This is a genomic window from Neorhizobium sp. S3-V5DH, assembly GCF_004343065.1.
GTDB classification, from domain to species: Bacteria; Pseudomonadota; Alphaproteobacteria; order Rhizobiales; family Rhizobiaceae; genus Neorhizobium; species Neorhizobium huautlense.
The window spans coordinates 61813-86233 of record NZ_SMCL01000013.1 but is presented as its reverse complement, the minus strand read 5'-3'; the positions used below and the strand labels follow the sequence as shown (position 1 = coordinate 86233).

At 60.3% G+C, this 24421-nt stretch carries 23 protein-coding genes; 13 read left to right on the top strand and 10 right to left on the bottom strand.

Annotated elements, in window-relative coordinates; all coding sequences use genetic code 11:
• The first annotated feature begins 30 nt into the window (after positions 1–30).
• Genes dctA through EDE09_RS18025 form a run of 5 tightly spaced genes read left to right on the top strand, consistent with a single transcriptional unit; the run spans position 31 to position 6684 of the window.
• Entirely contained in the window at positions 31–1338 is a 1308-nt protein-coding gene (dctA, locus tag EDE09_RS18045) for a C4-dicarboxylate transporter DctA (protein WP_132412125.1), read from the top strand.
• A 37-nt stretch (positions 1339–1375) separates the two neighbouring features.
• Entirely contained in the window at positions 1376–2539 is a 1164-nt protein-coding gene (locus EDE09_RS18040; protein ID WP_132412123.1) for a mandelate racemase/muconate lactonizing enzyme family protein, read from the top strand.
• 59 nt (positions 2540–2598) lie between these two features.
• Positions 2599–4881, top strand: coding sequence for an NADP-dependent malic enzyme (locus tag EDE09_RS18035; RefSeq protein ID WP_132412121.1), 2283 nt, complete (start codon positions 2599–2601; stop codon positions 4879–4881).
• Positions 4882–5655 (top strand): 2-keto-4-pentenoate hydratase, encoded by a 774-nt coding sequence (locus EDE09_RS18030; RefSeq protein ID WP_132412111.1) that lies wholly within the window; start codon positions 4882–4884, stop codon positions 5653–5655.
• 6 nt (positions 5656–5661) lie between these two features.
• On the top strand, positions 5662–6684 hold the full coding sequence (locus tag EDE09_RS18025; protein ID WP_132412109.1) for a phosphoglycerate dehydrogenase: 1023 nt from the start codon (positions 5662–5664) through the stop codon (positions 6682–6684).
• 44 nt (positions 6685–6728) lie between these two features.
• On the opposite strand, the gene EDE09_RS18020 is transcribed toward EDE09_RS18025, so the two are convergent.
• From EDE09_RS18020 to EDE09_RS18010, 3 genes are all read right to left on the bottom strand, one after another.
• Entirely contained in the window at positions 6729–8051 is a 1323-nt protein-coding gene (locus EDE09_RS18020) for an NtaA/DmoA family FMN-dependent monooxygenase (protein ID WP_132412107.1), read from the bottom strand.
• A gap of 216 nt (positions 8052–8267) precedes the next feature.
• Positions 8268–9014, bottom strand: coding sequence for an NAD(P)-binding domain-containing protein (locus tag EDE09_RS18015; RefSeq protein ID WP_132412105.1), 747 nt, complete (start codon positions 9012–9014; stop codon positions 8268–8270).
• 17 nt (positions 9015–9031) lie between these two features.
• Positions 9032–9766: an NAD(P)-binding domain-containing protein gene (locus EDE09_RS18010; protein WP_132412103.1), complete on the bottom strand. Its 735-nt coding sequence runs from the start codon at positions 9764–9766 to the stop codon at positions 9032–9034.
• A 133-nt stretch (positions 9767–9899) separates the two neighbouring features.
• Here EDE09_RS18010 and EDE09_RS18005 point away from each other — a divergent pair, with 133 nt between their 5' ends.
• Complete coding sequence (locus EDE09_RS18005; RefSeq protein WP_132412101.1) at positions 9900–10298, top strand: helix-turn-helix domain-containing protein; 399 nt, start codon at positions 9900–9902, stop codon at positions 10296–10298.
• A gap of 292 nt (positions 10299–10590) precedes the next feature.
• Here the strand turns inward: EDE09_RS18005 and EDE09_RS18000 are convergent, their stop codons facing one another.
• Positions 10591–11517 (bottom strand): aldo/keto reductase, encoded by a 927-nt coding sequence (locus tag EDE09_RS18000; RefSeq protein ID WP_132412243.1) that lies wholly within the window; start codon positions 11515–11517, stop codon positions 10591–10593.
• Positions 11518–11748: 231 nt separating this feature from the next.
• Positions 11749–12339 (bottom strand): TetR/AcrR family transcriptional regulator, encoded by a 591-nt coding sequence (locus EDE09_RS17995; protein WP_132412099.1) that lies wholly within the window; start codon positions 12337–12339, stop codon positions 11749–11751.
• A gap of 161 nt (positions 12340–12500) precedes the next feature.
• Here EDE09_RS17995 and EDE09_RS17990 point away from each other — a divergent pair, with 161 nt between their 5' ends.
• The 3 genes from EDE09_RS17990 to traR all read left to right on the top strand — a co-directional run bounded on the left by EDE09_RS17990 (position 12501) and on the right by traR (position 15155).
• Positions 12501–13379 carry an SDR family oxidoreductase gene (locus EDE09_RS17990; protein ID WP_132412097.1) on the top strand — a complete coding sequence of 293 codons (879 nt, stop codon included), beginning with the start codon at positions 12501–12503 and terminating at the stop codon, positions 13377–13379.
• A gap of 13 nt (positions 13380–13392) precedes the next feature.
• A complete protein-coding gene (locus tag EDE09_RS17985) occupies positions 13393–13818 on the top strand; it encodes an organic hydroperoxide resistance protein (RefSeq protein WP_132412095.1) in 426 nt (141 codons plus the stop codon).
• 632 nt (positions 13819–14450) lie between these two features.
• A complete protein-coding gene (traR, locus tag EDE09_RS17980; protein ID WP_132412093.1) occupies positions 14451–15155 on the top strand; it encodes a transcriptional regulator TraR in 705 nt (234 codons plus the stop codon).
• A gap of 8 nt (positions 15156–15163) precedes the next feature.
• On the opposite strand, the gene EDE09_RS17975 is transcribed toward traR, so the two are convergent.
• From EDE09_RS17975 to traA, 5 genes are all read right to left on the bottom strand, one after another.
• Positions 15164–15472 carry a transcriptional repressor TraM gene (locus tag EDE09_RS17975; RefSeq protein ID WP_132412091.1) on the bottom strand — a complete coding sequence of 103 codons (309 nt, stop codon included), beginning with the start codon at positions 15470–15472 and terminating at the stop codon, positions 15164–15166.
• A gap of 311 nt (positions 15473–15783) precedes the next feature.
• Positions 15784–16410, bottom strand: a complete 627-nt coding sequence (locus tag EDE09_RS17970) for a TraH family protein (RefSeq protein WP_132412089.1) — start codon at positions 16408–16410, stop codon at positions 15784–15786.
• Between the two features lie 11 nt (positions 16411–16421).
• Positions 16422–17600 (bottom strand): conjugal transfer protein TraB, encoded by a 1179-nt coding sequence (locus EDE09_RS17965; RefSeq protein ID WP_245505189.1) that lies wholly within the window; start codon positions 17598–17600, stop codon positions 16422–16424.
• A 37-nt stretch (positions 17601–17637) separates the two neighbouring features.
• A complete protein-coding gene (traF, locus tag EDE09_RS17960) occupies positions 17638–18168 on the bottom strand; it encodes a conjugative transfer signal peptidase TraF (RefSeq protein WP_132412085.1) in 531 nt (176 codons plus the stop codon).
• Positions 18165–21467, bottom strand: a complete 3303-nt coding sequence (traA, locus tag EDE09_RS17955) for a Ti-type conjugative transfer relaxase TraA (RefSeq protein WP_132412083.1) — start codon at positions 21465–21467, stop codon at positions 18165–18167. Before traA ends, traF begins: the two co-directional genes overlap by 4 nt.
• Before the next feature lie 251 nt (positions 21468–21718).
• Between traA and traC the strand changes: the two genes are divergently transcribed.
• From traC to EDE09_RS17935, 4 genes are read left to right on the top strand one after another with little or no spacing between them, the layout of a single operon-like run.
• Positions 21719–22015, top strand: a complete 297-nt coding sequence (gene traC / locus EDE09_RS17950) for a conjugal transfer protein TraC (protein WP_132412081.1) — start codon at positions 21719–21721, stop codon at positions 22013–22015.
• Between the two features lie 4 nt (positions 22016–22019).
• Positions 22020–22235, top strand: a complete 216-nt coding sequence (locus tag EDE09_RS17945) for a type IV conjugative transfer system coupling protein TraD (protein ID WP_165924216.1) — start codon at positions 22020–22022, stop codon at positions 22233–22235.
• Positions 22222–24165 carry a Ti-type conjugative transfer system protein TraG gene (gene traG, locus EDE09_RS17940; RefSeq protein ID WP_132412079.1) on the top strand — a complete coding sequence of 648 codons (1944 nt, stop codon included), beginning with the start codon at positions 22222–22224 and terminating at the stop codon, positions 24163–24165. Before EDE09_RS17945 ends, traG begins: the two co-directional genes overlap by 14 nt.
• A gap of 15 nt (positions 24166–24180) precedes the next feature.
• The gene (locus EDE09_RS17935) at positions 24181–24378 is read left to right on the top strand and encodes a hypothetical protein (RefSeq protein ID WP_132412077.1); all 198 of its coding nucleotides are present in this window, start codon (positions 24181–24183) and stop codon (positions 24376–24378) included.
• Positions 24379–24421: the final 43 nt, after the last annotated feature.

The following is a 24421-nucleotide window of genomic DNA, read 5'->3' as shown; positions in this document are numbered from 1 at the left end:
TGCAGCAGAGACTATAAGGAGGAGGTCAATATGGCACGACGGTTGCTAGGACAGCTTTATATACAGGTACTCATCGGGATCGGCATTGGCATCGTCGTCGGGCTCGTGTTTCCGGACCTCGCGACGAAGCTCCAGCCGCTCGCGGACGGCTTCATCAAGCTCATCAAGATGCTCCTTGCACCCGTTATCTTCGCGACGGTCGTGCTCGGCATCGCGAAGATGGGTGACATCAAGGAAGTCGGAAAGACAGGCGCCCGCGCTCTAATCTACTTCGAGGTCGTCTCGACCATCGCCCTCGTGCTTGGCCTGATCGTCGTCAACATCATGCAGCCGGGCGTCGGCATGAATATCGACGCCAACACCCTCGACGCCGGCGCCATCTCGCAATACCAGCAGACCGCGCAGACGCAGGGCGGCTTCGTCGAGTTCGTAATGAACATCATCCCGACTACGATGGTCGATGCCTTCGCCAAGGGTGCGATGCTGCAGGTCATCCTTCTGGCCGTGCTGGTCGGTATCGCCCTCGTGCAGATCGGCGAACGCGGCAAGCCCGTCGTCGACGTGCTCGATGCGTTCCTCCTGGCCCTGTTCCGCATTGTGGGCATGGTCATGCGGCTTGCGCCCATCGGCGCGGGCGCCGGCGTCGCCTACACCATCGGCAAGCACGGCATCGGCACGCTCTGGTCGCTCGGGCACCTCATGCTGGCGGTCTACCTCACCTCTGCGTTGTTCGTCATTTTCGTTCTTGGTACTATTGCACGCTGGTCGGGTTTCCCGCTGCTGCACTTCTTCCGCTACTTCAAGGACGAGATCCTGATCGTTCTCGCCACCTGCTCGTCCGAGGCCGTGCTGCCGCGCATGATGGCGAAGCTCGAGCGTCTCGGCTGCAAGAAGTCGGTCGTCGGCCTGGTGCTTCCGACCGGCTACACGTTCAATGCCGACGGGACCTGCATCTACCTGACGATGGCCGCCGTCTTTGTCGCGCAGGCCACCAATACACCGCTCGGTCTGGAGGGTCAGTTGCTGATCCTGGGCGTCCTCCTGCTGACGTCGAAGGGTTCGGCCGGCGTAGCGGGTGCGGGCTTCGTGACCCTTGCCGCCACCCTGTCCAGTTTCCACGCCATTCCTATCGCAGGTCTCGTGCTGCTGCTCGGCGTCGATCGCTTCATGAACGAGGCTCGGGCGGTCGTGAACCTCATTGGAAACGGCGTCGCGACTATCGCCATCGCCAAATGGGAAGGTGCCCTTGATCGGGCCACCGTCGAGGCGGTCATCGCTGAACAGCGCGGGGACAGACCACCCCAAATCACAGCCATCGCGCACGAAGCGCAGCACTAATCAATCGTTCCAATCTTTTTACAACACGGAGAACAAAATGCGTATTGTAGACGTCTGCGAAGTCACCAAGCCAATCGCTTCGCCCATCCGCAACGCCTATATCGACTTCTCGAAGATGACCGCCAGCCTCGTCGCCGTCGTGACCGACGTGGTCAAGGACGGGCGCCGCGTCGTCGGTTATGGCTTCAATTCGAACGGGCGTTACGGTCAGGGCGGCCTCATTCGCGAGCGGTTCAAGGACCGTATTCTCGAAGCTGACCCGGCAGAACTGATCAATGACGCCGGCACCAATCTCGACCCGCACAAGATCTGGGCGAAGATGATGATGAACGAGAAGCCCGGCGGTCACGGCGAGCGCTCGGTAGCCGTCGGCACCATCGACATGGCGATCTGGGATGCTGTCGCCAAGATCGAGGGCAAGCCGCTTTTCCGCCACCTCGCCGACATGAAGGGCCGGGAAGCCAACCCGAAGGTCTTTGTCTACGCCGCCGGCGGATATTATTATCCCGGCAAGGACAACAGCGCGCTTCGCAAGGAAATGCGCGGCTATCTCGACCGCGGCTACAATGTCGTGAAGATGAAGATCGGCGGCGCATCCATCGAGGAAGACCGCGGCCGGATCGAATCCGTGCTGGAGGAAATCGGTTCAGAAGCAAAGCTTGCCGTCGATGCAAACGGCCGCTTCGACCTGGAAACCGGCATCGCCTATGCCAAGATGCTGCGCGATTATCCGCTCTTCTGGTACGAGGAAATCGGCGATCCGCTCGACTACGCGCTGCAGGCTGCCATTTCGGAATTCTACGATGGCCCGATGGCGACTGGCGAGAATCTCTTCTCCCACCAGGACGCCCGCAACTTGCTGCGGTACGGCGGCATGCGGCCGGACCGCGACTTCCTGCAGTTCGACTGCGCCCTGTCCTACGGTCTCGTCGAGTACCTGCGTACGCTCGATGTCCTGCGCCAGTTCGGCTGGTCGCCGTCGCGCTGCATTCCGCACGGAGGTCACCAGATGTCGCTCAACATCGCTGCCGGCCTCGGTCTCGGTGGCAACGAGAGCTATCCGGATCTGTTCCAGCCCTATGGCGGCTTCCCGGACGGCGTCAAGGTCATCGACGGTCACATCACGATGCCGGAACTGCCGGGCATAGGCTTCGAAGGCAAGTCCGACCTGATCAAGGTCATGCGCGAACTCGCCGAGTAATGGCGTCGTGGGGAGCGGTCACGCGCTCCCCACGTTTTCTGATCGAGGAGTCTCCGGCCATGATTGATGACGTCCGCCAAGCCGCACTCGACTATCATCGTCATCCAGAGCCGGGAAAACTCGGCATCCAGACGACCAAAAGGATGGAAACGCAACGTGATCTGGCGCTTGCCTATTCGCCCGGCGTCGCCGCTCCATGCGAGGCGATCGTCGCGGATCCGGCAAACGCGCGCCAATATACTGCCCGCGGCAATCTCGTCGGCGTCATCACCAACGGGACAGCCGTCCTTGGGCTCGGCAACATCGGCCCGCTGGCCGCCAAGCCGGTGATGGAGGGCAAGGCCGTCCTCTTCAAGAAGTTCGCAGGCATCGATTCGTTTGACATCGAGGTCGATACGACAGATGTCGAGGCTTTCTGCGATGCGGTCGCGCTGCTGGAACCGACATTCGGCGGCATCAATCTCGAGGATATCAAAGCGCCGGAATGCTTCCTGATCGAAGCAAACCTGCGGTCGCGGATGAAGATCCCTGTCTTCCACGACGACCAGCACGGCACTGCAATCGTCTGCGCGGCCGCTGTCACGAACGCCTTGCGCATCCAGGGCAAACGGATCGAGGAGGTCCGGCTCGTCACATCCGGCGCGGGGGCGGCCGCCATTGCCTGCGTCGAACTGCTCGCCGCGATGGGGATGAAACACGAGAACATCACGCTGACCGACATCGACGGCGTCGTCCACGCCGAACGCAACACGCCGATGCTGCCCAACATGCGCCGGTTCGCCCATCGGACCGATGCGCGCAAGCTGGCGGATGTGGTTGCCGGAGCCGATATCTTTCTCGGCCTGTCAGCTCCCGGCGTCTTCCAGCCGGAGTGGCTGCCTCTTCTCGCGCCGCACCCACTCATTCTGGCGATGGCCAACCCTGATCCGGAAATCCTGCCACATTTGGTGAAGGCCGCAAGGCCCGATGCGATCATCGCCACAGGACGCTCCGACTTCCCCAATCAGGTGAACAATCTTCTTTGTTTTCCTTATATTTTCCGCGGGGCGCTAGACTGTCAGGCTACCGAAATCAACGAGGCCATGAAGATGGCGGCCGTCTCGGCAATTGCGGCACTCGCCCGCGCCGAGCCGGATGAAGCTGTGGCCAATGCCTATGGCGGCGAGGCTTTGTTGTTCGGGCCGGAACACATCATTCCCAAGCCGTTCGATCCGAGGCTGATCCTCGAAGTCGCTCCGGCCGTTGCCAAGGCGGCTGCCGAGACGGACGTTGCATTGAGCCCTATCGCCGACCTTGCTGCCTATCGCCGTCAGCTCGAACGACATGCCTTCAACTCCACGCAACTGATGATGCCTGTTTTCGAGGCGGCGCGGCGTGCGCCGAAGCGCGTCGCCTATGCTGCGGGAGAAACGGAACCGGTGCTACGTGCCGCACAGATCGTCGTGGACGAACGGCTTGCCCGGCCCGTGCTCGTTGGGCGCGCGCCCGTGATCGAGGATGCCATTGCACGGCTTGGCCTGCGGATTCGGGTCGGTGACCACATTGAGGTATTCGATCCGACGGTGGAGACTGATGTTCTCGTCATGCTGCAAGAGCGCTATGTGAATCTGGTCGAGCGGCGGGGCGTGACGCCCCAAGCCGCCCGCCGCCGTCTACGCCAGCAACCCACGGTCGTCGCCGCCATGCTGCTTGAGGCAGGCCTTGTCGATGCCGCGCTATGCGGCACGCCGGCAGACTGGTCGCAGGAAACGCGACTGGCGCTGGAGATCATACCGAAGGCGCCTGGCGTCGGGCGCGTCTCTGCATTAACGGCGCTCATCCACAGCCAGGGCACATTGTTCTTCGCCGACACCCACCTCAATGTCGACCCGAATGCCGAGCAGATCGCGGAGTTGACCCTGATGGCGGCCGAGCAAGTCCGCCGCTTCGGCCAGACCCCCACTGTCGCCCTGACCTCACATTCCAATTTCGGCGTATCAAAATCTCCGAGCGCCCGGAAGATGCGGGATGCGCTCGCGATCCTCAGGAGCACCGCGCCAGACCTGGACGTCGACGGGGAAATGCACGCGGATGCCGCGATTAATCCTGCCATTCGGGCGAGAGCGATTTCGAAGAGCACACTGGACGGAGCGGCCAACCTTCTGGTCATGCCCTCTCTCGACGCCGCCAATATCTCTCTGACACTGCTCACGTCGGTCACCAAGGGTGTCGCGGTCGGCCCTCTGCTTCTCGGCATGTCTAAACCTCTCCACGTCCTCGTACCGTCGACGACGACGCGCGGTATCGTCAATATGACCGCGCTGGTGGTAACCGAGAGCGTGAGCAACTGGAAAGGCGACTGAATGACGACGCCATCCGCATCCGGATTTGACCAAGCGAGGCTCCGCGAAACCATCGATGCGTTCCGTTCTTCGGGTACACGAGCACACACGTCCGAATTCGATATCCCGCCAGATCTCGCTACGGCGGATGCCATCCAGCGATCGGCCACTCTTTCTGGAAGTATTGCGAACGCGTGGAAGGTAGCAAAGTCGCCGACCGGCATTCCCGTGATCTCGCGCCTTCATCCCTTCGTTTCAAGCGCCGCCGAGCAAGCGCTATCGTGGCGTCCGGGTATGTTGCTTGAAATCGAGATAGCGGTACGCCTTAAGCAGGACCTTCCTCCCGGACCGCAATACGATCGCGACGACATCGTCAATGCGAGCGATGCGGTCTTCGTCGGAGCGGAACTCGTGCGCAGTGTGGCGCTGGAAAACGGGAAAGTGTCGTTTCCGCTGTTCCTCGCGGATCGGATGGGCAATGATGGCTACCATCTTGGCCCCGCCTTTTCCGTGAGCCGGCTGGATCAGATGCAGACAGGTGATCTGACGATCCTGCACGGTTCGCACACGCTTTTCGCGGGCAGAGCGAAGCACGCGAATGGCGACTGCCTCGGCTGGCTCATTGATTTCGCCAATCTTTCGACACGCGACCCGCAGTCCCTGCAAGGTGGCGCCGTGGTGACAACCGGGTCGCTTTGCGGAGCAATAGCGCTGCCGTCGGAGGGACAAATCCAGGTGACGGTCGCACCCGATATCACGTTCCGCTTTTCCGTTCTGTTACCGCACACATCCTAAGGCTATATGACCGAAAACCACCGTCGTATCGTCGTAACCGCGCGTTCGTTCGATGAGACAGCCACTGCCTATTTGCGGGAGAGTGGATGTGTGGTCGACCACGTTTCCCTCCCGCCGGGTTCGAACGACGGAAGCCTCGGTGTCGAGACGTTGATTGAACGGCTGAAGGGTGCGCAGGGCTGGATCGTCGGACACGCCCACGTAACCTCGGACGTGCTCGCGCGGCTGCCGGATCTGAAGATCGTCGCGCGAGCCGGGGTCGGATACGACCGCGTCGATCTGGAGGCTGCGCGCAAAGCCGGACTGGTCGTGACGATTGCTGCCGGGGGCAACGATGCATCCGTAGCCGACCACACGATCGGCCTGATGCTGGCTGTCCTTCGTCGTCTCCGGGAAAGCCGGATCGCCATGGAAAACGGCGACTGGACCATCCCAACCACCGGCGATCTTCATCTGAAGACGGTGGGCATTATAGGGCTTGGCCGCGTTGGAAAAAGCGTCGTCCGGCGTTTGAAAGGGTTCGACTGCCGGGTACTGGTGAACAGTAGAACGCCCGATCCGGACTATGCCGCTGAAAACGATGTATGCTTTGTCGATCTTGAAACTCTTCTGCGGGACAGCGACATCGTCAGCGTTCACGCACCGTTGACGCCCGCGACGCGCTTTCTGCTCGATGCCGACGCGCTTGGCCGGATGAAGAAGGCGGCGACCCTCATCAATGTCGGTCGCGGCGGGCTCGTGGACGACCGGAGCCTGCTCGACGCCCTCCTCGAAAAGAGGCTCGCGGGCGCAGGGCTTGATGTGTTCGCGAGTGAGAGCGATCCCGTGTTCAAACCCGTTACCGCAAGGCTGCTTGCTCTCCCCAACGTCGTCGCCACGCCACACTCTGCGGCCTCGTCGGCCGAGGGCCTTGCCCGAACAAACCTCCTTGCCGCGCGTGCCGTTGTGACGGTTCTGGAGGGCGGCCAGCCTCCTGCCGGCCAGGTGGTTGCGGATGGACGGCTGTCGTTGGAGGACTGCGGGACCTGACAGCAAGCTCCAGCGCCGCCTGCGCAGGTGAGGCCGTCCCCCGTTCAGCTTAGGATGCGCGGATCGAGCCCGTACTGGGGCGGTGCGCCGAGATGGTCACGCAGGGTCGTTCCTGCGTAGTCGCGATGAAACAATCCGCGTTCCTGCAGGAGAGGGACCACCTGATCAACGATCGCATCGATACCGTCTTCGTAGACATCGGGCGACAGCCAGAAGCCATCGGCCGCACCGGCCTCAAACCAAGCCTGCATATGATCGGCAGCTTCGACCGCAGGTCCGGCGATAACAGGGTGATAGTCGATCACCCCATGCGCCAGAATATCCCGCAGGCTCCAGCCCTGCCGGGCGATTTCGAGTGCACGGGCAGACCGGGGATCGCGCGGTGACGGGCGGGCCGCTGATAGTTCAGCTTGTGACAGGGGCTCGCCGAGCCGGCTCGCATCGAGCTGCAAGCCCAGCATCTGGCCGAGATATCCGACACGCTGCGGGAAGGTTTCCCCGCTGACCGCGATCCGGCGATCGAGCCCGCTGCGTCTGTCGGGAGCTATCGTCGTCATCAGACCAGGAAAGAACTTAACCTCGTCAGGGTTGCGGCCGGCCCGTTCCGCCGAGCTGCGGAGTGCCATGCGCTGGGCGCGCGCCGCTTCGGTCGTGTAGACCGCCCCGATGACCCCGCTTGCATACCGGCCCGCCACCTCCAGTCCCTGATCGCCTCCGCCCGCCTGGAAGATGACCGGCTGGCCCTGTTCCGACGGCGGCAGCGGCAGCGGACCGCTGGAGCCGACGTGGTTTCCCTGAAGATTGATGGGCCGGATCCTGGATGGATCGGCGAAACGCCCCGATGCGGCGTCGTGCAGCCATGCCCCCTCTTCCCAGCTGCCCCAGAGGGCCTGAACGATCTGGATCGACTCGTGCAGCCGCTGGTATTTTTCGCCGCGGGGCGGAAGACTGCGCCCGTAATTGGCGGCGATCGCGGGATCGCTGGTCGGAACCGCGTTCCATCCCGCCCGGCCATGGCTCATCAGGTCGAGAGCCTTGAACTGGCGCGCCAGATTATAGGGCTCGTTGAACGTGGTCGAACCGGTCGCTACCAGGCCGATCCTCTCGGTGCCGCGCGCGACGGCCGCGAGCGTCATCATCGGATCGATGTTGATCATAGGAGCTTCAGTCTGCACATTTCCCGTCAAGACCGGAAAATCCGGCATAAACAGGAACTGAAATTTGCCCCGCTCAGCCGCCTGAGCATATCGCACCTGGCTATCGAAGTTCGTGTAGTTCCGGGGATCGACTCCCGCCATTCGCCATGCCCCCGGCTGGGAACCATAGCCGTTTCCAAAATGCATTCCGATGATCATTTTACGCGACATAATCGATTCCATATTCCGGCGCCCGCACGGCTCGTCGGAGGCTGCCAAGTCTGCGGTGCAGATTGTCTCGTGCTGCCCGGCAGCACCAAGGTGTTTTGAGTCGTACGTTAGATCCGTGCGGTTCCGGCCCGGGCCGCACGGTCGTCGGCGACCTCATCAGCGATCGCGTAGACTGACGACAGGTGGATTTGAGCCTCGGGTACGGAGGATGGCAACCTACATGAACAGCGCCCTGTTCAAACGCACCAGAAAATCCGCGTCGGGATTGCTTTTTGTATCGCCAAGCCTCTCTTGAACCGCAGCGACGGACAGGTCGCGTCGCCTTGGCAGCCGAGATCTTTCCGCGGAGGCCAGCGCATCAGGTACCTGGTCGGCCGTCAGGTCCGTGCAGTAAACGGGAGAGCCCGGCTGCTGGCGCCATGATTCCGCAAGCGATCCGGCATCGACCGCGTCAAAGCCCGTATCTTCTACAAGAGCCATGGCGACGCGTCGGGCGCGTTCATTGTCTGCAGCGACCGGTATGGCAATGCGCTCCGGGTGACCCGCAGGTTTTCCCAGTCGGGCGAAAGAGTCGGAACCGATTGCATTCCAGGCCTTGGCGACCGGTCGCCCGAGTTGTCTGGATACCCAGACGCTCTCAACCTCGCCGGCTTCTATATCAGCGATAACGCTGTCACGCCCCGGGTAGTAGTTGGACGTGTCGATGACCACGGTGTCCTCTGGAAGGGCAGCAATTCTCGGCGCAATTTCGGGCAAGCGGTTCAGCGGGATCGAAAGGATCAGGATATCGACGTCCTCGACTGCCTGCTCGATGGTTACGGCGCGTCCACCGGATGTAAATACCGATGGCCCTATCGTTTCGGGACCACGCGAGTTTGCCACTTTCACATCGTACCCGGTTTTGCTGAGTTCACGCACCAGCGTTTTTCCGATGTGGCCGGCACCAAGAATACCAACTTTCATGCTGTTTCCTGTCTTGCTCACGCTGTCACCGCGCGGTTGCGCGCCACCATGTCGTCGTGGGTCAAGCTATCGCCTCTCTCCATGAATTCCTTGATCAGAACTTCGCGGTTATCCGCCGACCGCTTCTGGTCTGCTTTTTCAAGAGCAGATTTCAGCTCTTCAGCAGTCAGTTCCGTGCAATAGGCAGGCGTGCCTGGCTGCTGTCGCCACGAGGTCGCAAGCTCGCCGGCATCGACAGTGTCGAAACCTGTCGCCTCTACCAGTTCCATGACGCGCGACTTTGCTGCGGGATCATCACCCGCTACGGGAAGGGCGATGCGGCCGGGTTGCGTTCTGTCTACGCCCTTTTTCTCAAGGGTCGCTGCAAGCACCGCGTTCCAGGCTTTGATGACAGGCCTCTTGATCTGCTCCGTCACCCAGACCGCTTCCGGTTTTCCACCATCCACGTCGCTGATCGACCCGTCCCGGAACGGATAGTAATTGGAGGTGTCCACCACGATGACGTTGTCGGGAACGGTCTCAAACAACGTGGCAAGATCGCGATAAGCTGCAAACGGGATGGACAGGATCACTGCATCTACCCCCGTAACGGCCTCTTCCTTGGTCGTTGCCGTCGCACCTGCCTCCGCCGCGATGTCACGGATTGATTCCGGACCCTTGGAGTTCGCAAGCTTAATCTCGTGCCCGACCGCAGCAAGCTTGCGTGCCAGCGTCGCGCCGATATTGCCTGCGCCGATGATGCCAATTTTCATAATATTTCCTCTCTGTATTCACTCAATCTACGTGTCGAGCGGAGACGTGACTTGTAGTGCTCCGAAGAATAGGTATAGCTGTAAGATTGAGCAAGAACGCACTGAAACGTGTGTAACCCACCTTGAGGTAAGTATGGCGATCGAGAGAGATTGGCGCTGCGACGATCCCAAGCAGCAATTGATCTGGGCAGCTGCGACCAGAGACGCACTGCGGGTTCTGGAAGGCAAATGGAAGATCGTTATCATCTGCCAGCTGTTTGGAGCAAAGGGTCCGCTTAGATTTTCGGAACTTGAAAAGCGCGTCGAGGGCGTGAACCAAAAAATGCTGATCCAACAGCTGAAGGAGTTGGAGAAAGACGGCATCGTCACTCGAACGGTCTATCCACAGGTTCCGCCGCGTGTCGAATACGCACTGAGCGACATGGGGATCGCGTTGGGCCCGTCGATGGCAGAGCTCATCGACTGGGCATTCATGCGGCGTGATTTGCGCCAGTCCGACCCTCAACATGACAGCGGCATCGCGCCAGCTTAGAGAACACCCGCCCACGCGACATCGCTTGCAAGGAGCGTTGCGTCCCATAAAGTGGCGACGAGCCGCCGGATACGGCGGCTCCTATGCTCTCTTGGCAGCTTTGGGCTCAGTTCCTAGTGCAGTACGAAATGCAGACTGCGAGCACAGATCCTGGGGAGGCCGAAGCGGGTTACAACCGAATACTTCGTAAGCCATATGGCGGCAATGCGAACAGATGCCGGACGTTTGGTATTCAGTAGAGAGTTGCGGGATAGCAATAAGATGTCATTGTAGCGGTGCATATTGCTGCATGTCACCCCAGCTTCGTCGGATCGCCAATGGGCCAGGCCACGCCGTCGCCGCGGTCCATGCCTTCGATCAGGGCCATGTCGTTTTGATCAATGACGAAGCCGAAGAGGTCGAGGTTTTCACGCATACGGTTTGGACTGAGGCTCTTCGGTAGGATCGCAAAGCCTTTCTGTACGCCCCACCGCAACAATAACTGTGCCTCGGAGACGCCGTACTTCAAGGCCATCGTCTTGAACGGCGAGGAACCATTGCTACTCGCTGCCTTCATCGCTTCGGTCTTTGAGCTAGGCTCCCCTTCCTTTGCCCGCCAGGTGGAAAGCGGCACGAGTGAGCTGTAGGCAATCGGCTTAATGCCATTCTGATTGAGATATGGAACGAGTGCCGGCTTCTGTGACCAAGGATGCAGCTCTATCTGGTTGACGGCCGGCAGCGGCAGGCCAGCTGTCTTTATCTCCTCGATGTGGGACTGGGCAAAGTTGCTGACGCCGATGGCGCGAACTTTTCCTTCGTCCTTGAGATGAAGCATCGCCCGCCATTGATTGAGCCGCTCTGCCCCACCGGTTGGCGCATGCACGAGGTAGAGATCGATGTAATCGAGACCGAGCGCCGATCGGGTCGTCTCGAACGCTTCAAGCACAGCTTCATACCCCTTGGGCGCATCATCCCAGTCGGCATTGCCGGGCCATAGCTTGGCGGTAACGAAAATGTCCCGCCGGGCGATACCGATGGCAGATATGCCCGCCCGGATACCTGCGCCGACGCCGGCTTCGTTCTCGTAGGCCACTGCTGTGTCGATGTGCCGATATCCCGCCACGATGGCAGCGGTGACAGCAGGGGCTGAGTCATTCTGGCTGATAAGGCACGTGCCGAAGCCGACAATCGGGAGATCGAGGCCGTCTTCGATTCGAATGAACGTCTGAGCTTCATTCATCGGCATAGTCCTCTTTCCGTCTTCGGCCCGGCTGCATGCCGTGCGATAAATGATGTCCGGAGCGGTTTGCGGGCTCCGCCAGCGGGTGAAGATCAGATCGCCCGTTACGTGCCAGCCCACCTCTGGCGGGGGATATAAGGCCGCGGTGCCATCCTAAATTTCCGCGATGTGATAACCTGATCACTGACAGACGCTTGGTTGGTTGCATTCCAACGGCTCTTGACCTGCACGTTAAGACGTGGAGCCCAATCCGTCTTCCAGCAACACTCTGGCCGCATCTCGGTTAGCCTCGACGATAGCCGGATCGCGGGTAGTCTGGGCAATGACGATCGAGCCCTGAATAAGTGCCAGAATCTGAATCACGGCCTTTTCCGGATTGCGCAATCCCAAGGGCTCGACAAGCGACGCGACTAAGTCGTGTAGCTGCGTGAAATAGGCCGCGATAGTCGCCTCCACATCCGGGGCCTTCGCTTCAGGCCCGAACTCCGCCATCCCCTTCACGAACGGACAGCCACGGAAGGACGGGGCGAGAAGGGGTTCCTCGAGTGCGTCGAAGACAGCGAGCACGCGCTCTATCGACGAGAGGCCGACCTTTTCCGTGGACGTCGAAAGCATCTGAAACCAGATCACGCTCTTGTAGCGCAGATAGGTGGCGATGAGGTCTGCCTTCGAGGGGAAGTGCTTGTAGAATGTCATCTTGGCCACGCCGCTTTCGGCGATGATCCGATCGATTCCGACGGAGTTGATGCTGAACCGGTAAAACAGGTCTGACGCCGTTTTCAAGATACGCTCTCGCGGGGCGAGCCCGTCAAGCGGACGCATGTCTACGTCCACGAAATCAAACACCTTGGCCACGATCGTCTTTGCCCTGGAAATTGGTTGCACCGCTGGACAGACTATTCTGTCAATCACAGTATTGCAAATACATACAGGTCTGTCTATGGCTACATGCGTCTCCTTGGATTTCAGAGAAAGGTCTTGAGATGAGTGGAAAAGTCGTAGTCGTCACCGGCGCGAGCAGTGGCTTTGGGAAACTTACCGTCCTGGAGCTCGCAAGGCGGGGCCACACTGTGGTCGCGACCATGCGCGATGTCGCAGGAAGAAACAGCCGCGTTCGCGAAGAGCTTGTCGAATCGGCAAAGGCTGAAGGGCATGCGCTGCAGGTTCTCGAGATGAACGTCGCCGACGAGCAATCGGTCAACGCGGCAATCGAATTTGTCATCCGACAGCACGGCAGGGTCGATGCTCTGGTCAACAATGCAGGGATGATGCCCGTAGGCGTCACTGAGGCCTATACAGTCAAAGATATCGAAGCGCAGTTCGCGGTGAACTTCTTCGGCGCCGTGCGCACCGATCGCGCCGTTCTGCCGCACATGCGAGCCGCCGGCAGTGGCGTCCTCATCCATGTTACGTCGCTCATGGGCCGGGTGATCTTCCCGTTTTTTGGTGTCTATTCCGCCAGCAAGTTTGCGCTCGAAGCCCTCGCGGAAGCCTACCGCTACGAACTCTCGAGCTTCGGCATTGACTCCGTCATCGTCGAGCCAGGCCCGTTCCCAAGCAATCTTCTCCCGTCCAGCCCCGAACCCTCGGACCACGGCGTGCTGAAAACATACGGAGACGTCGCGGCCATCCCGGGCCAGATCAAGCAGCACTCTAACGACGGGATCGATCCACAAAATCCGCCACAGCCCCAGCGCGTTGCTGGCGCGATTGCGCAACTGGTCGAGGCCACGGAACGGCGACCTCTGCGGACGGTCGTCATGCCGGAAGGCATGGATCTTGGCGTTCAGCGGCTGAATGAGGCCGTCGCTCCCATACAGAACGATCTCCTTCGCGCGCTCGGCATGGGCAACATGATCTGACGGGAACACAACAATGAACACACTCTACAGTACCAAGGTCACCGCGGTCGGCGGGCGCAGCGGCAGGGTCCGCAGCGAGGACGGGCTTCTGGAACTTCCGTTGGCTCTTCCAACGACGATGGGCGGCGCTGGCGGTGCCACCAATCCAGAGCAACTCTTCGCAGCCGGCTATGCCGCCTGTTTCGAAAACGCAGTCATTCATGTCACCCGCAACAAAGTGGCAAACGTGAAAGATAATGACATCGTGGTGGTGGCTGAAGTGGGCTTGTCGCCAAACGGGAGCGGTGGTTTCGCGCTTTCAGTAGCGCTCGACGTCGCGATCACCGGCCTCGATCAGGCAACGGCCGAGGAGGTTGTGCGTGCGGCGCATGCGACCTGCCCCTATTCGAATGCGGTGAGGGGTAATATCAACGTGACCATCACTGTCACGACCAACTGATAGCTGGGGAGGCGCATATGGAGTGGCACGCGCTAATCTTGATGTCTGCGGCATTCTCAGCCGAAGCGATGCTGTTTCGGCTGAGAACCATAGGAACCGGGGACGCTCCTATGGTTACGTTAAGACGATCGGAGACAAAGGCTATGACGCCTATTGGTTTTCAAGTCGCCTTGGCGAAGCGCAAGTTCGGCGGGCTCAATGTCTGGTCGCGCATTCACATCGGATACGGTCCCGGCACACACACCACGTTACAAACATTCGAGCGATCCGCTCTAATCAGTACTGGTTGCAATGGCGTTTGACGTGCGCTTCACCTGGGCACCGAGGAAAGCTTATGCCGCAACGGCACCAATATGAATTCTTAAAGCATTGGAATGGCTTTCCTCGGGCCGGTAATAAGGCAAAGCTTTGCTCCTTCGGCTTCGATGTTCCAAGAAGCCGCAAAACACCGGCTGCATCCGCCAGTGAGCATGTTTGGTAGTCGCTGCATGCACATGTCGCTCTCAGATACCTCCATTGTGACCAAGAGTTCCATAAAAAGGATTATGCAATCTTAGATTGCGCTTATGCCAAGAATACAATATTTAGGAGCGCCTCGGTGACCTGTCCCACCTGAAAATACGGAGTATAATATGCAACATTGGCTAGACAGGCTGGTTGACCTTGCTGCGCTTCGAGGTGACGAAGGTGTTCTCGAGGATGCTCTGACCAACCTTGCCCATCAAGCGGGATTTTCCGGCTATGCCTACCTGTTCATCCGACCTGGTCACACGATAACCTCGTCAAATTACCCTCCCGAATGGCGGACAATCTACTTCAAGCGAAAGTTCGAGGCCATCGATCCGATCGTAAACCGGGCAAAGTCGTTGAAGCGCGTGTTTACGTGGAGCGGAGAGCATGAACGGCGGCACCTATCGAAGGAGAAACGAGAGTTTTTTGATCAGGCAGCGGATTTTGGGATCCGTTCTGGAATCACCATACCCATTCGGGCGGCCAATGGATCGACCTCCATGTTCACGCTCGCTTCTGACAAAACGTCGATTGACCTAGAACGCGATGTCGATCCTGTCGCGGCAGCCGCCGCTGTTGGGCAGCTTCATGCCCGCATGACCCTGTTGCCCCTTACGCCGAGCGCACAGCACCCGGCCTGGCTAGACCCGAAGGAGGCTGCGTACCTCAACTGGATCTCGGTCGGCAAGACGATGGAAGAAGCGGCCGATCTCGAAGGCGTCAAATACAATTCAGTGAAAAGCAAACTTGAAGAAGCGAGAAAGCGCTTCCAGATCCATACAATGCCGCACTTGGTGGCACTGGCGATCCGAGCAGGCCTCATATAGTCGCGGCTTCAGTTGACCGACACCTTCGGTATGTAGCCCAAAAGGCCGACCAGCGTATTGACCGCGCTCATCTGCGCATGCATCTCGATCATCGCTTCGATGTATTCGAGATGCTGCTCGCCCCCGGCTGATTTGCCCGTTTTGTAATCCTCCGGCAACGCCTGGAAAAACCGATCCGCCTTCTCAACAAGCTGCCTGTGCAGCCGAATTGAATTCACCGCCAAAGTTTCGATGTCCGAGTTGGGCAGTCCGCGTGTCAGCCCGATCACCGGGCGCAGTTCACATGTGTCCGACACTGCTGAATCTTTCAAATCCATTGGCGATCCAACCCTAGGATATTGTCTGCGGTGCGCCCCCGCAAACGTTAATCTCTGATCCCAAGCCGGGGGTTGCAAACCGTCCTAGACAGTCCTGAGACCTTTAGCACCGAGGCGCCTGGACATGCGTCACAGGCCCCCGGCCAAATGGTCAGAGGATTCTGGTGCCGTCTCGGCCGACACCAACCGCTAGGAAGGGTTTGCACACCCCGGGCAGCGCGTACTGCCCTGCCCGTCTTATAAAAGCTCCAGACTGTTTCCGCTAGGGCAATGGAAAACAATCGTCCTGCAGATCTGCAGCCTACGCGGATTCACGGCCGCGCACCAATCCCCGAAAGATCAATCCTGATGCTTGCCTTGTTGGGATCGGGGGCTACTGTGTCAGTCGCAGTTGCCGTCGAGACGGCATCCTCATTTGAGTCAGCGCCATTTTCAGGTTCTTTGGAATCGGCCGTGGCGGGGCGAGTGATTTTCTCCTGCCCCGGATCCTCCTCCCGAAACACCGCCACCCCTTCGAAATACCCCGTCTGCCAGGCAAGGACCGCATCATCCATAATCTGTGGCAGGACTTCTTTCGCCGTTGGATTGCCATACCATTTCGAAACGATGCGAAAGACCTTGGCAAAGAGCGCCGTTCCCATGCGGATATTCTCACAAGACTCTACCATCTCCGGCTTCAACTGACCGGCCTCGACGATGCCGAGGCCCGCCGGATACTGGGTGATGCCAACGCGAACCGTGTTGCGACCGAGATTGTCGCGGATCAAAGCGAGTGCCTCTTCCGGTGTGGTTGGCTTCGGGACCAGCACCACCCGGTTGCCTGAGCGCACGGTTATAGCCAGCGGATCCTGCGATCCGGCTTTCGCGATGAACTGCTCAATGATCGCAGGCTTCAAGGAGGGATCGGCGCATTGCTGGATAAGGACGGCGTCGAGCATCTTGATACTCCCTATGTATTGAATGCCATGACGACAGGCAGGCCAAAGAGCCTCGCCCAAGCCGCAACGCTCGCTCTCTGGATATCAACGATGGAGGTGTTTTCGGTCCACCAGCCATTACCCACCGCAACCAGAACCTGGGGCGAATGCAGCATCGACTGCAGGACTGGCCAGAGAATGAGCTGCTCGTAGCAGATCAGCGGCACGATCCTGATCCCTTCGACCTCAACCACCGCATTGCCGAAGAAGTCGGCTCTCGCGCCACCGCCCTGCCCGGTCCATTGCAACCATGGCTGCCACATGGAGCCTGGGACCGGCATGCGCTCGCGATAAAGGACCTTCGCTGCAGCAGCTGAAAGTGCGACCATGACATTGTCGTAGCCCTGCGGATCGATGACGGCGGCACCTGCGATGACGGTGAGGCTCGAGCCCCGGAGACCTTCCTGCCAGACCCGCGCCACGGTCGGCGTCCAGAAGCCGAGCGCACTTTCGGGCAGGACCACGACGCGTGCGCCCGGATGCGCAGCAATTTTCCGGCGCATCGTTGCGATCAGGTCACGGTGATACAGAAGCGATCCATCGCGCCCGAGATTTTGTCCCACCTGAAGATCGACGCCCCTCCACGCATCAGGTAGTTTCGGTTCCGTCCACGTCGCGGCGGACCAGAGCCAGAATCCCGCAAGGATGATGGCTGCGGCCGGCCAAAGCCTTGTCGTCATGATGAGCAGGCCGGTCGCCATCGCGCACAGACCCCACCATCCCCAGCCGGGAAATAGCACGCCTGCAGCCGTCAGAGGATGCGCCCACCCAGTAATACCAAAGGGCGGCAGCGCCATAAGCACGATCACGATAAGATGGCGTAGCGGCATCGCCCACCCGCCGCCCCTCTTCCCGACTGCAAATGTACCATGACGCTTCGTCCAGAGGGCGGCATGCACGCCAGTGAACGACACCGATGCAGCAAGCCAAAGCCCCAGACCCGGCCAGAGATTGGCGCTATAGAAGTTATTCACACCCTGCGGCAACCCACGAGAGGCGGCCAGGAAATAGCTCGCCGCCACAAGTGCTGCGATCGAGCGTGACGGCGCCATCGCCCAGAGCAAAGGAAAGAACATGGCGAGCGGCAGGAGAAGCACCTCACCGCTCCAGCCGACCCACCCACAGGCCATGGGCGCGATGATCAGAGGCATGGATTTCCAGCGATCAGTCGGATGATTGTCACCGCGATCAGGGATCGAAGGTGAGGACCGGCCGCGCCAGGCCGAGAAGACCGGCATCCGGAACCGGGCCAAAATATCGGGAATCATAGGAGCTCGCAAAGGGTGAGTGAAGAAATAGATGATGGGGCGGCACGACACCGCCGGCATCAGGCATGAGCGCTCTGCCCTCGCCGTCAGTGCGCCGCACAGACGATGCGGCAACCGGACGACCATCGATGAGCACGTGATCGTTAATTTCGACAAGCTGCCTAGGAAGCGCTGCGACAGTCTTGATCAGCGGCGCAAATCCGCCGGGGCAAAGCCCCCGCCGCAGATATCCGCGGCGCCACGCCTCTGTGAACACGGCTGTGGTGGGCGGGCATAAAAACACAAGATCGCCGGTAGAGACCGGACGTTGAAGCTTCTCGATACGCCAGAGGCCGAGCGGCTCGCTTGGGGTCAGGTTCAGCTGATAGCCGCCCGTGATCGCAGTCGCCGCCAGTGCGGACATGACGCCGGCGGCGCCCGCCAGAAACAGGAGAATCCGCCTGTGCCTCATTGCTTCAGCACCGGCGTCTGGCGCTGGGTTAGACGCTGTTCCTCGGCCAGCTTTAGAGAATTAACGGTGCGCTCGTGGGCCGCCAGTTGTTGCGCTGTCCGCATCACTGGCCAAGCCTGTTTGAGCTCCTCCATCTGTTGCGGCTTCATGCCCTTGGAGAGCTCTTCGTACAGTTTTCCGGAGGGTTCACGGGCAGCGTTGCTTAATAGCGTGCGTTCCCCGAACCGCTCGGTAACAGCCTGGTTGAACCCGTCGATTTCGAGCTTGGTGTCCCGATTGTTGAGCGCATATGCCATTGCCGCTGGCAGATCGTTTCGGTCGATGGCGTCGCGCACCCGCTCCAACACGACGCGGGCTGCCGGCGACAGAGCTGGAATGTCGATCGAAACCCGCTGACGCAGGGCCTGCTCGTCCGTTTGCAGCCTCTGCGTGACCGTTTCGCGCATCCGAAGATACTGCTCAAGTTCCCGCTTCAGGGCCGGTATATTGACCTCGGCGATACGACGCGCCTCCCGATCCGCCTTGCTGGCGAGAATGCCGGTTTTGCCCTTCAGCAGGCCGATCGAAGCCGGCTCCGCCTCGAGCTTCCACAGAGCCTCTTTCGCCATCTCCTTGTCCACAAGAACCGCATTGAAGTTCATCGCACGGAAGGCGGTTTCGGGATCGGCAAAGACGTAAGCGAAACGTGCAGAGACTTCTTCCCATTGCCGTTTCAGGGTAGGATCTGCTCCGAGCTTGTCACCGACCGTATCGGCAACAGAGCCGGAGAATGTCTTGATGCCTGCGACCATGGGTGCGGCCTCCTTCCTCGTTTGAGTGTCAGGGATTTGGAAAATGCCGAGGCTCGCGGCGAAGGCAGTAAGACGCTGGCCGAGATCGACGAGTTTCGCCTTCTGGCGCAGCGTCCAATCGAGCCGGTCGCGTACCACCGTACGAGCGACCTGAACGATGGACAGACCACGGGCCTCGGCAAAGCGCAGCGCCTCTCGATAGAGCTGGCCGCGCTCGTAATCGAGCGTCGTCTCCTTGGCATTCCTTCGGGAGAGAACCTTGGCCAGCCCACCGTTGAACGAGAAGGATCTTGTCCCATAGTAGAGCTGCAGATCCTCCCGATGGCGGGTCATCGCCACATAGGTCAGATGCCGATTCAAGGACAGGGAAGCGAGCACCTTGACCCTGTCGACCGTCGCTCCTTGAGACTTGTGGATCGTCGTGGCGTAGCCGTAATCGAGATTATTGTAGAACCGCTGTTCGACAACGACATGCCGCCGATGATCCCCCTCGCCGACCACAGCCACGATGCGGTTCGGTTGAGCCTCAACGACATGGCCGATCATTCCGTTCTTGAGCCCGAGCGATCCCTCGTTCTTCAGGAAGACAATCTGGTCACCGACATCGAAACGGCGCTCGCCGTCAGCTGTCCGGAACAGATGACCCTCGCCGACGATGCTGCGCTCGACGAGTTTTTCGCGGGCCATGACATTGAGCATGCGCACGTCGCGGCGCAGATGGGCGAGGATCAGCGTCGTCTTCGTTCGATCGTAGTCATGGTTCCAATCGGTGATCAATCTCTCGACGGCTTCGGCTTTCAGGCGCTCGCCCGTAATCCTGACGTTGGCACCATAAGCACTCAAAGCCTTGTCGACATTGCCGCGCGCGAGATCGAGCGAGGCCTTGCGCATCCAGTCCTCGCGCTGACGATAGATAGTTTCGAGTTCGGCATAGCCAATGCGATCGACAATGGCGCGGAAGGCAGCCCCCGCCTCGATCGGCTGAAGCTGCTCGGGATCACCCACCAGCACAATCTTCGCGCCGGCCCGAACCACGGCATCGACGAACCCAGCCATCTGCTTCGACGCAACCATGCCGGCCTCGTCCATGACGAAGATCGTCTTGTCGTCCAGAACGTCCCGGCCACGGTTCCAGCGCAGCTCCCATGACGCAAGCGTCCGGCTCTCGATGCCGGCTTCCTTTTCCAGACCCTCGGCCGCCTTGCCGGCGAGCGCACCGCCAACGACGCGGTATCCGTCCAGTTCCCACGCCTCGCGTGCAGCTTTCATCATCGTGGTCTTACCGGCCCCGGCGCGCCCGACGACCGCGGTGATACGGGCTGGGCCGGCTACGCGCTCAATCGCCGCTTTCTGCTCGTCGGACAGCCGTTCATGCCGACGGAACGTCGCATCAAGAGCGGATTGGGAAACGCCCCTTCCCTCCCGCTCCGACAGCCATGTTGCCTGCCGCGCCATCGTCGCTTCCAGCCGGATCATCGCTCGCGTCGAATAACGCGACGGCAACTTCGCACCCGTCGCAAAATCGATCGTGTCGCGCTGCAGCCGCAACACGTCCGGGTTCAGGATGATCCTGATCATAAGCTGCTGGAAAACAGCGGGATCGTCGATGTACCGATGTACGACTTTGGCGATGTCTCGCTCGTCGAAGACGCTCTTTTCTCGCATAATCAGGTCGAGCACGATGGCGGGATTGCGCATGATCCGCCGGGTGTTTTCCGAACGTCGGTGCTCGTTCAGCTCGATCCGTTCTAGCTCTGGCCGAACGCCCCGGCTCTCCGCCTTGCGTTCGATCGCCTTGGCGCCGACGCCGAGATGGATGGTAGGTTGCAGATCAATTCCCTGCTTCTCGTAGGAGCGCCCATCGATGCGAAGATCGATGCCGCCGAGTGCAAGATGATGGTTCAGCCGCTCGAACCATCCATCCCGCAGGACGTTGAAGTCATCAGTCGAACCGGCCCAGAGTTCGTAGAGGATTTTACCGGACTTCGTCCGCACCGGCTGGCCATCCTCGCCCACAACAGCAACCTTTTTCGACCCGAACCCGTCGTCGGAGAGAGGCCGCAACGTCGTCATCAGATGGATATGCGGATTGCCGGGATTGTCGTGATACACCCAGTCGGCGACCATGCCTTTCGCCAGGATGTGTTTCTCGACGAAATCCCGGACCAGGGCGATATTCTGCTCGGCGGACAGCTCCAGCGGAAGCGCGATGGTCAGATCGCGCGCCAGCTGTGCGTCGGCACGTTTCTCGAAGGCTTCGACCTTGTTCCAAAAGGCTTCAGAGGCACCGGAAACCGAGCGGTCGGCGATCAGCGAGCGGACCCATTTTGGGGCTTCGGCCGGGAGTAAGAACTCTTCGTACAGCAGGCCCTGCTTGCGGGTGTAGTCGATGGTGCGGGCCTCACGCTCGAATTCCATCTTCGCGCAGTGCCGGTAGGCCGCAGACAGCACCACGCTGCGGCCGGAGCCGCGGCTGACAATGCTGGCTGAGAAATGGGCGATGGCCACGTCGAAGAACGCTCCGGTTAGAACCAAGTTCGTCGAGAGTGGCGGTAGAGCCCGGTCTCATCGGACCGAAAAGCAACGCGTCGCATCGCGACGTATAATTGCGCCCTTGGAGCCATTCCTTCGGAACGGCGGGATCATTCACAAAAGCATCGCTCTTGGCGATCTGCAGATCTGCAGATTTCAATTCAGGCACATCCGGAAGAATCTGGGCGTCGCAAGTGCAACGCCCAAACGCCGAAGGAGCGACCGGAATGAAGAAGCCATCATCGAGGATCAGGGAAGAAATCGCCAGATTGCAGGACCAGCTGAAGCAGGCCGAGACCCGTGAGGCCGAACGCATCGGCCGCATCGCACTGAAGGCCGGTCTCGGGGAAATCGAGATTGACGAGGCAGAGCTTCAGGCCGCGTTCGAGGAAATCGCCAAACGGTTTCGCGGAGGCAAAGGGAGTGCGACCGGGAAGAGAGACGCCGGAGATAGCAGGACCGCAAGCGGGGCGTCCGCGACGCAGTCGCTTGGCGCGGATGCGAGCGGGCCTGGTGAGGCTTGAGCGGATGGCAAAGGCGATGACATCGGATGCGCGCAAAAAGGACACGCGGGAAAAAATCGAACTCGGTGGCCTGATCGTCAAGGCCGGGCTGCGCTACGAAAAGCGTGCTCTGTTGCTCGGCCTGCTGATCGACGCCGGCAGGCGGATCAAGGGCGACGAGATGGAGAAGGCTCGAATGATGGCAATCGGCGCGGAGGCCTTCGGTGATGACGGCGAATAGGCTGCTTCTGGCAATCCTGCCCGCGGCAATCATGGTCGCAGCTATGATCCTGGCATCAGGCATGGAACATCGGCTGGCGGCGCTCGGAGCATCGGCGCAGGCGAAGCTGATGCTGGGCCGCGTCGGGCTCGCCCTGCCCTGTGTCGCCGCCGCCGCGATCGGCGCCATCGCGCTGTTCGCCGTCAACGGTTCCGCGAACATCAAGGCGGCCGGCGGGAGCGTGCTTGCCGGAAACGCCGTGACCGTCGTCATCGCCGTGGTGCGCGAGATCGTCCGGCTTGCCGGTATCGCCGGAAACGTTCCGGCGGGACGGTCGGTTCTCGCCTATTGCGACCCGGCGACGATGGTGGGTGCTGCCGCAGCACTCTTCAGCGGTATCTTCGCCTTGCGTGTTGCGCTGAAAGGCAATGCTGCGTTCGCGGCGTCCGGACCGCGCCGCATCGGCGGCAAACGCGCTGTGCATGGCGAGGCCGACTGGATGAAACTGCCCGAAGCCGCAAACCTGTTTCCAGAAGCAGGCGGTATCGTTATCGGCGAACGTTATCGTGTCGATCGCGACAGCGTTGCCACTCTGCCGTTCCGCTCCGATGAACCGCAAAGCTGGGGCGCAGGCGGCAAGTCGCCGCTGCTCTGCTTCGACGGCTCCTTTGGCTCGTCGCACGGCATCGTCTTTGCCGGTTCCGGCGGCTTCAAGACGACCTCTGTGACGATCCCGACCGCGCTCAAATGGGGCGGCGGCCTTGTTGTGCTGGATCCGTCGAGCGAGGTCGCGCCGATGGTGATCGAACACCGGCGCAAGGCCGGCCGCAAGGTGGTCGTGCTCGATCCCGCCGCATCTGGTGTCGGCTTCAATGCGCTGGATTGGATTGGCCGTCACGGCAATACCAAGGAAGAGGATATCGTCGCTGTCGCAACATGGATCATGACCGACAATGCGCGCACGGCGTCCGCCCGCGACGACTTCTTCCGGGCATCGGCGATGCAGCTTCTGACGGCGCTCATCGCCGATGTCTGCCTTTCAGGACATACGGATGAAAAAGACCAGACCTTGCGCCGCGTCCGTGCCAATCTCTCCGAGCCGGAGCCGAAGCTCCGCGAGCGGCTGACGCGAATCTACGAACAGTCGGATTCCGACTTCGTGAAGGAGAATGTCGCCGTTTTCGTCAACATGACGCCGGAGACGTTTTCCGGTGTCTATGCCAATGCGGTGAAGGAAACCCATTGGCTCTCCTACCCGAACTATTCCGGCCTCGTCTCTGGCGACAGCTTCTCCACCGACGATCTTGCCGCCGGTGGGACCGACATCTTCATTGCGCTCGATCTGAAAGTGCTGGAAGCTCATCCGGGGCTCGCCCGTGTCGTCATCGGCTCGCTGCTCAATGCCATCTATAACCGCAACGGCGACGTGAAGGATCGCACGCTGTTCCTGCTCGACGAGGTGGCGCGTCTCGGCTATCTGCGCATCCTCGAAACCGCTCGTGACGCCGGCCGCAAATACGGCATCACGCTCACCCTGATCTTCCAGTCACTCGGCCAAATGCGCGAGGCCTATGGCGGCCGGGATGCGACGAGCAAGTGGTTCGAGTCCGCGTCCTGGATTTCTTTTTCTGCGATCAACGATCCCGATACGGCTGACTACATCTCGAAGCGTTGCGGCGACACCACGGTCGAAGTGGACCAGACAAACAGATCGTCCGGAATGAAGGGATCATCACGATCTCGATCGAAGCAGCTCAGCCGCCGGCCGCTGATCCTGCCGCACGAGGTGCTGCGCATGCGCGCGGACGAGCAGATCGTCTTCACATCAGGCAATCCCCCGCTGCGCTGTGGCCGCGCCATCTGGTTCCGGCGCGAGGACATGAAGGCCTGCGCCGGGGAGAACCGCTTTCACAAGAACTCTTCCCCCACGGACGAACCGGTCGTGCGATAGATAGAGGACACATGGATGATGTATTGGGAAGCGTGCGAAGCACAGGTAACAGTGGCCGAGGCGATCGAGGAATGCCGGAGGCACGGCATCACGGCAGTTGCACGCGAAGCCGACGGCTCGCTGATCGACAAGGATAGTGGGGAAGTCATTACTCTTCCCGACAACTACGGAGAATTTAATGGGGGCGATGTCCTCAGCTTCCTCGGATATTGATCGACGTCCGTTCGCACTGATCCCGCTTGGCGTTTGCGGAAAG

What these genes read in the sequence shown, in the direction of transcription:
- dctA (WP_132412125.1), top strand. Translation starts at nt 31, where the DNA reads ATGGCACGACGGTTGCTAGGACAGCTTTATATACAGGTACTCATCGGG.
- EDE09_RS18040 (WP_132412123.1), top strand. Translation starts at nt 1,376, where the DNA reads ATGCGTATTGTAGACGTCTGCGAAGTCACCAAGCCAATCGCTTCGCCC.
- EDE09_RS18035 (WP_132412121.1), top strand. Translation starts at nt 2,599, where the DNA reads ATGATTGATGACGTCCGCCAAGCCGCACTCGACTATCATCGTCATCCA.
- EDE09_RS18030 (WP_132412111.1), top strand. Translation starts at nt 4,882, where the DNA reads ATGACGACGCCATCCGCATCCGGATTTGACCAAGCGAGGCTCCGCGAA.
- EDE09_RS18025 (WP_132412109.1), top strand. Translation starts at nt 5,662, where the DNA reads ATGACCGAAAACCACCGTCGTATCGTCGTAACCGCGCGTTCGTTCGAT.
- EDE09_RS18020 (WP_132412107.1), bottom strand. Translation starts at nt 8,051, where the DNA reads ATGTCGCGTAAAATGATCATCGGAATGCATTTTGGAAACGGCTATGGT.
- EDE09_RS18015 (WP_132412105.1), bottom strand. Translation starts at nt 9,014, where the DNA reads ATGAAAGTTGGTATTCTTGGTGCCGGCCACATCGGAAAAACGCTGGTG.
- EDE09_RS18010 (WP_132412103.1), bottom strand. Translation starts at nt 9,766, where the DNA reads ATGAAAATTGGCATCATCGGCGCAGGCAATATCGGCGCGACGCTGGCA.
- EDE09_RS18005 (WP_132412101.1), top strand. Translation starts at nt 9,900, where the DNA reads ATGGCGATCGAGAGAGATTGGCGCTGCGACGATCCCAAGCAGCAATTG.
- EDE09_RS18000 (WP_132412243.1), bottom strand. Translation starts at nt 11,517, where the DNA reads ATGAATGAAGCTCAGACGTTCATTCGAATCGAAGACGGCCTCGATCTC.
- EDE09_RS17995 (WP_132412099.1), bottom strand. Translation starts at nt 12,339, where the DNA reads ATGCGTCCGCTTGACGGGCTCGCCCCGCGAGAGCGTATCTTGAAAACG.
- EDE09_RS17990 (WP_132412097.1), top strand. Translation starts at nt 12,501, where the DNA reads ATGAGTGGAAAAGTCGTAGTCGTCACCGGCGCGAGCAGTGGCTTTGGG.
- EDE09_RS17985 (WP_132412095.1), top strand. Translation starts at nt 13,393, where the DNA reads ATGAACACACTCTACAGTACCAAGGTCACCGCGGTCGGCGGGCGCAGC.
- traR (WP_132412093.1), top strand. Translation starts at nt 14,451, where the DNA reads ATGCAACATTGGCTAGACAGGCTGGTTGACCTTGCTGCGCTTCGAGGT.
- EDE09_RS17975 (WP_132412091.1), bottom strand. Translation starts at nt 15,472, where the DNA reads ATGGATTTGAAAGATTCAGCAGTGTCGGACACATGTGAACTGCGCCCG.
- EDE09_RS17970 (WP_132412089.1), bottom strand. Translation starts at nt 16,410, where the DNA reads ATGCTCGACGCCGTCCTTATCCAGCAATGCGCCGATCCCTCCTTGAAG.
- EDE09_RS17965 (WP_245505189.1), bottom strand. Translation starts at nt 17,600, where the DNA reads ATGCCTCTGATCATCGCGCCCATGGCCTGTGGGTGGGTCGGCTGGAGC.
- traF (WP_132412085.1), bottom strand. Translation starts at nt 18,168, where the DNA reads ATGAGGCACAGGCGGATTCTCCTGTTTCTGGCGGGCGCCGCCGGCGTC.
- traC (WP_132412081.1), top strand. Translation starts at nt 21,719, where the DNA reads ATGAAGAAGCCATCATCGAGGATCAGGGAAGAAATCGCCAGATTGCAG.
- EDE09_RS17945 (WP_165924216.1), top strand. Translation starts at nt 22,020, where the DNA reads ATGGCAAAGGCGATGACATCGGATGCGCGCAAAAAGGACACGCGGGAA.
- traG (WP_132412079.1), top strand. Translation starts at nt 22,222, where the DNA reads ATGACGGCGAATAGGCTGCTTCTGGCAATCCTGCCCGCGGCAATCATG.
- EDE09_RS17935 (WP_132412077.1), top strand. Translation starts at nt 24,181, where the DNA reads ATGATGTATTGGGAAGCGTGCGAAGCACAGGTAACAGTGGCCGAGGCG.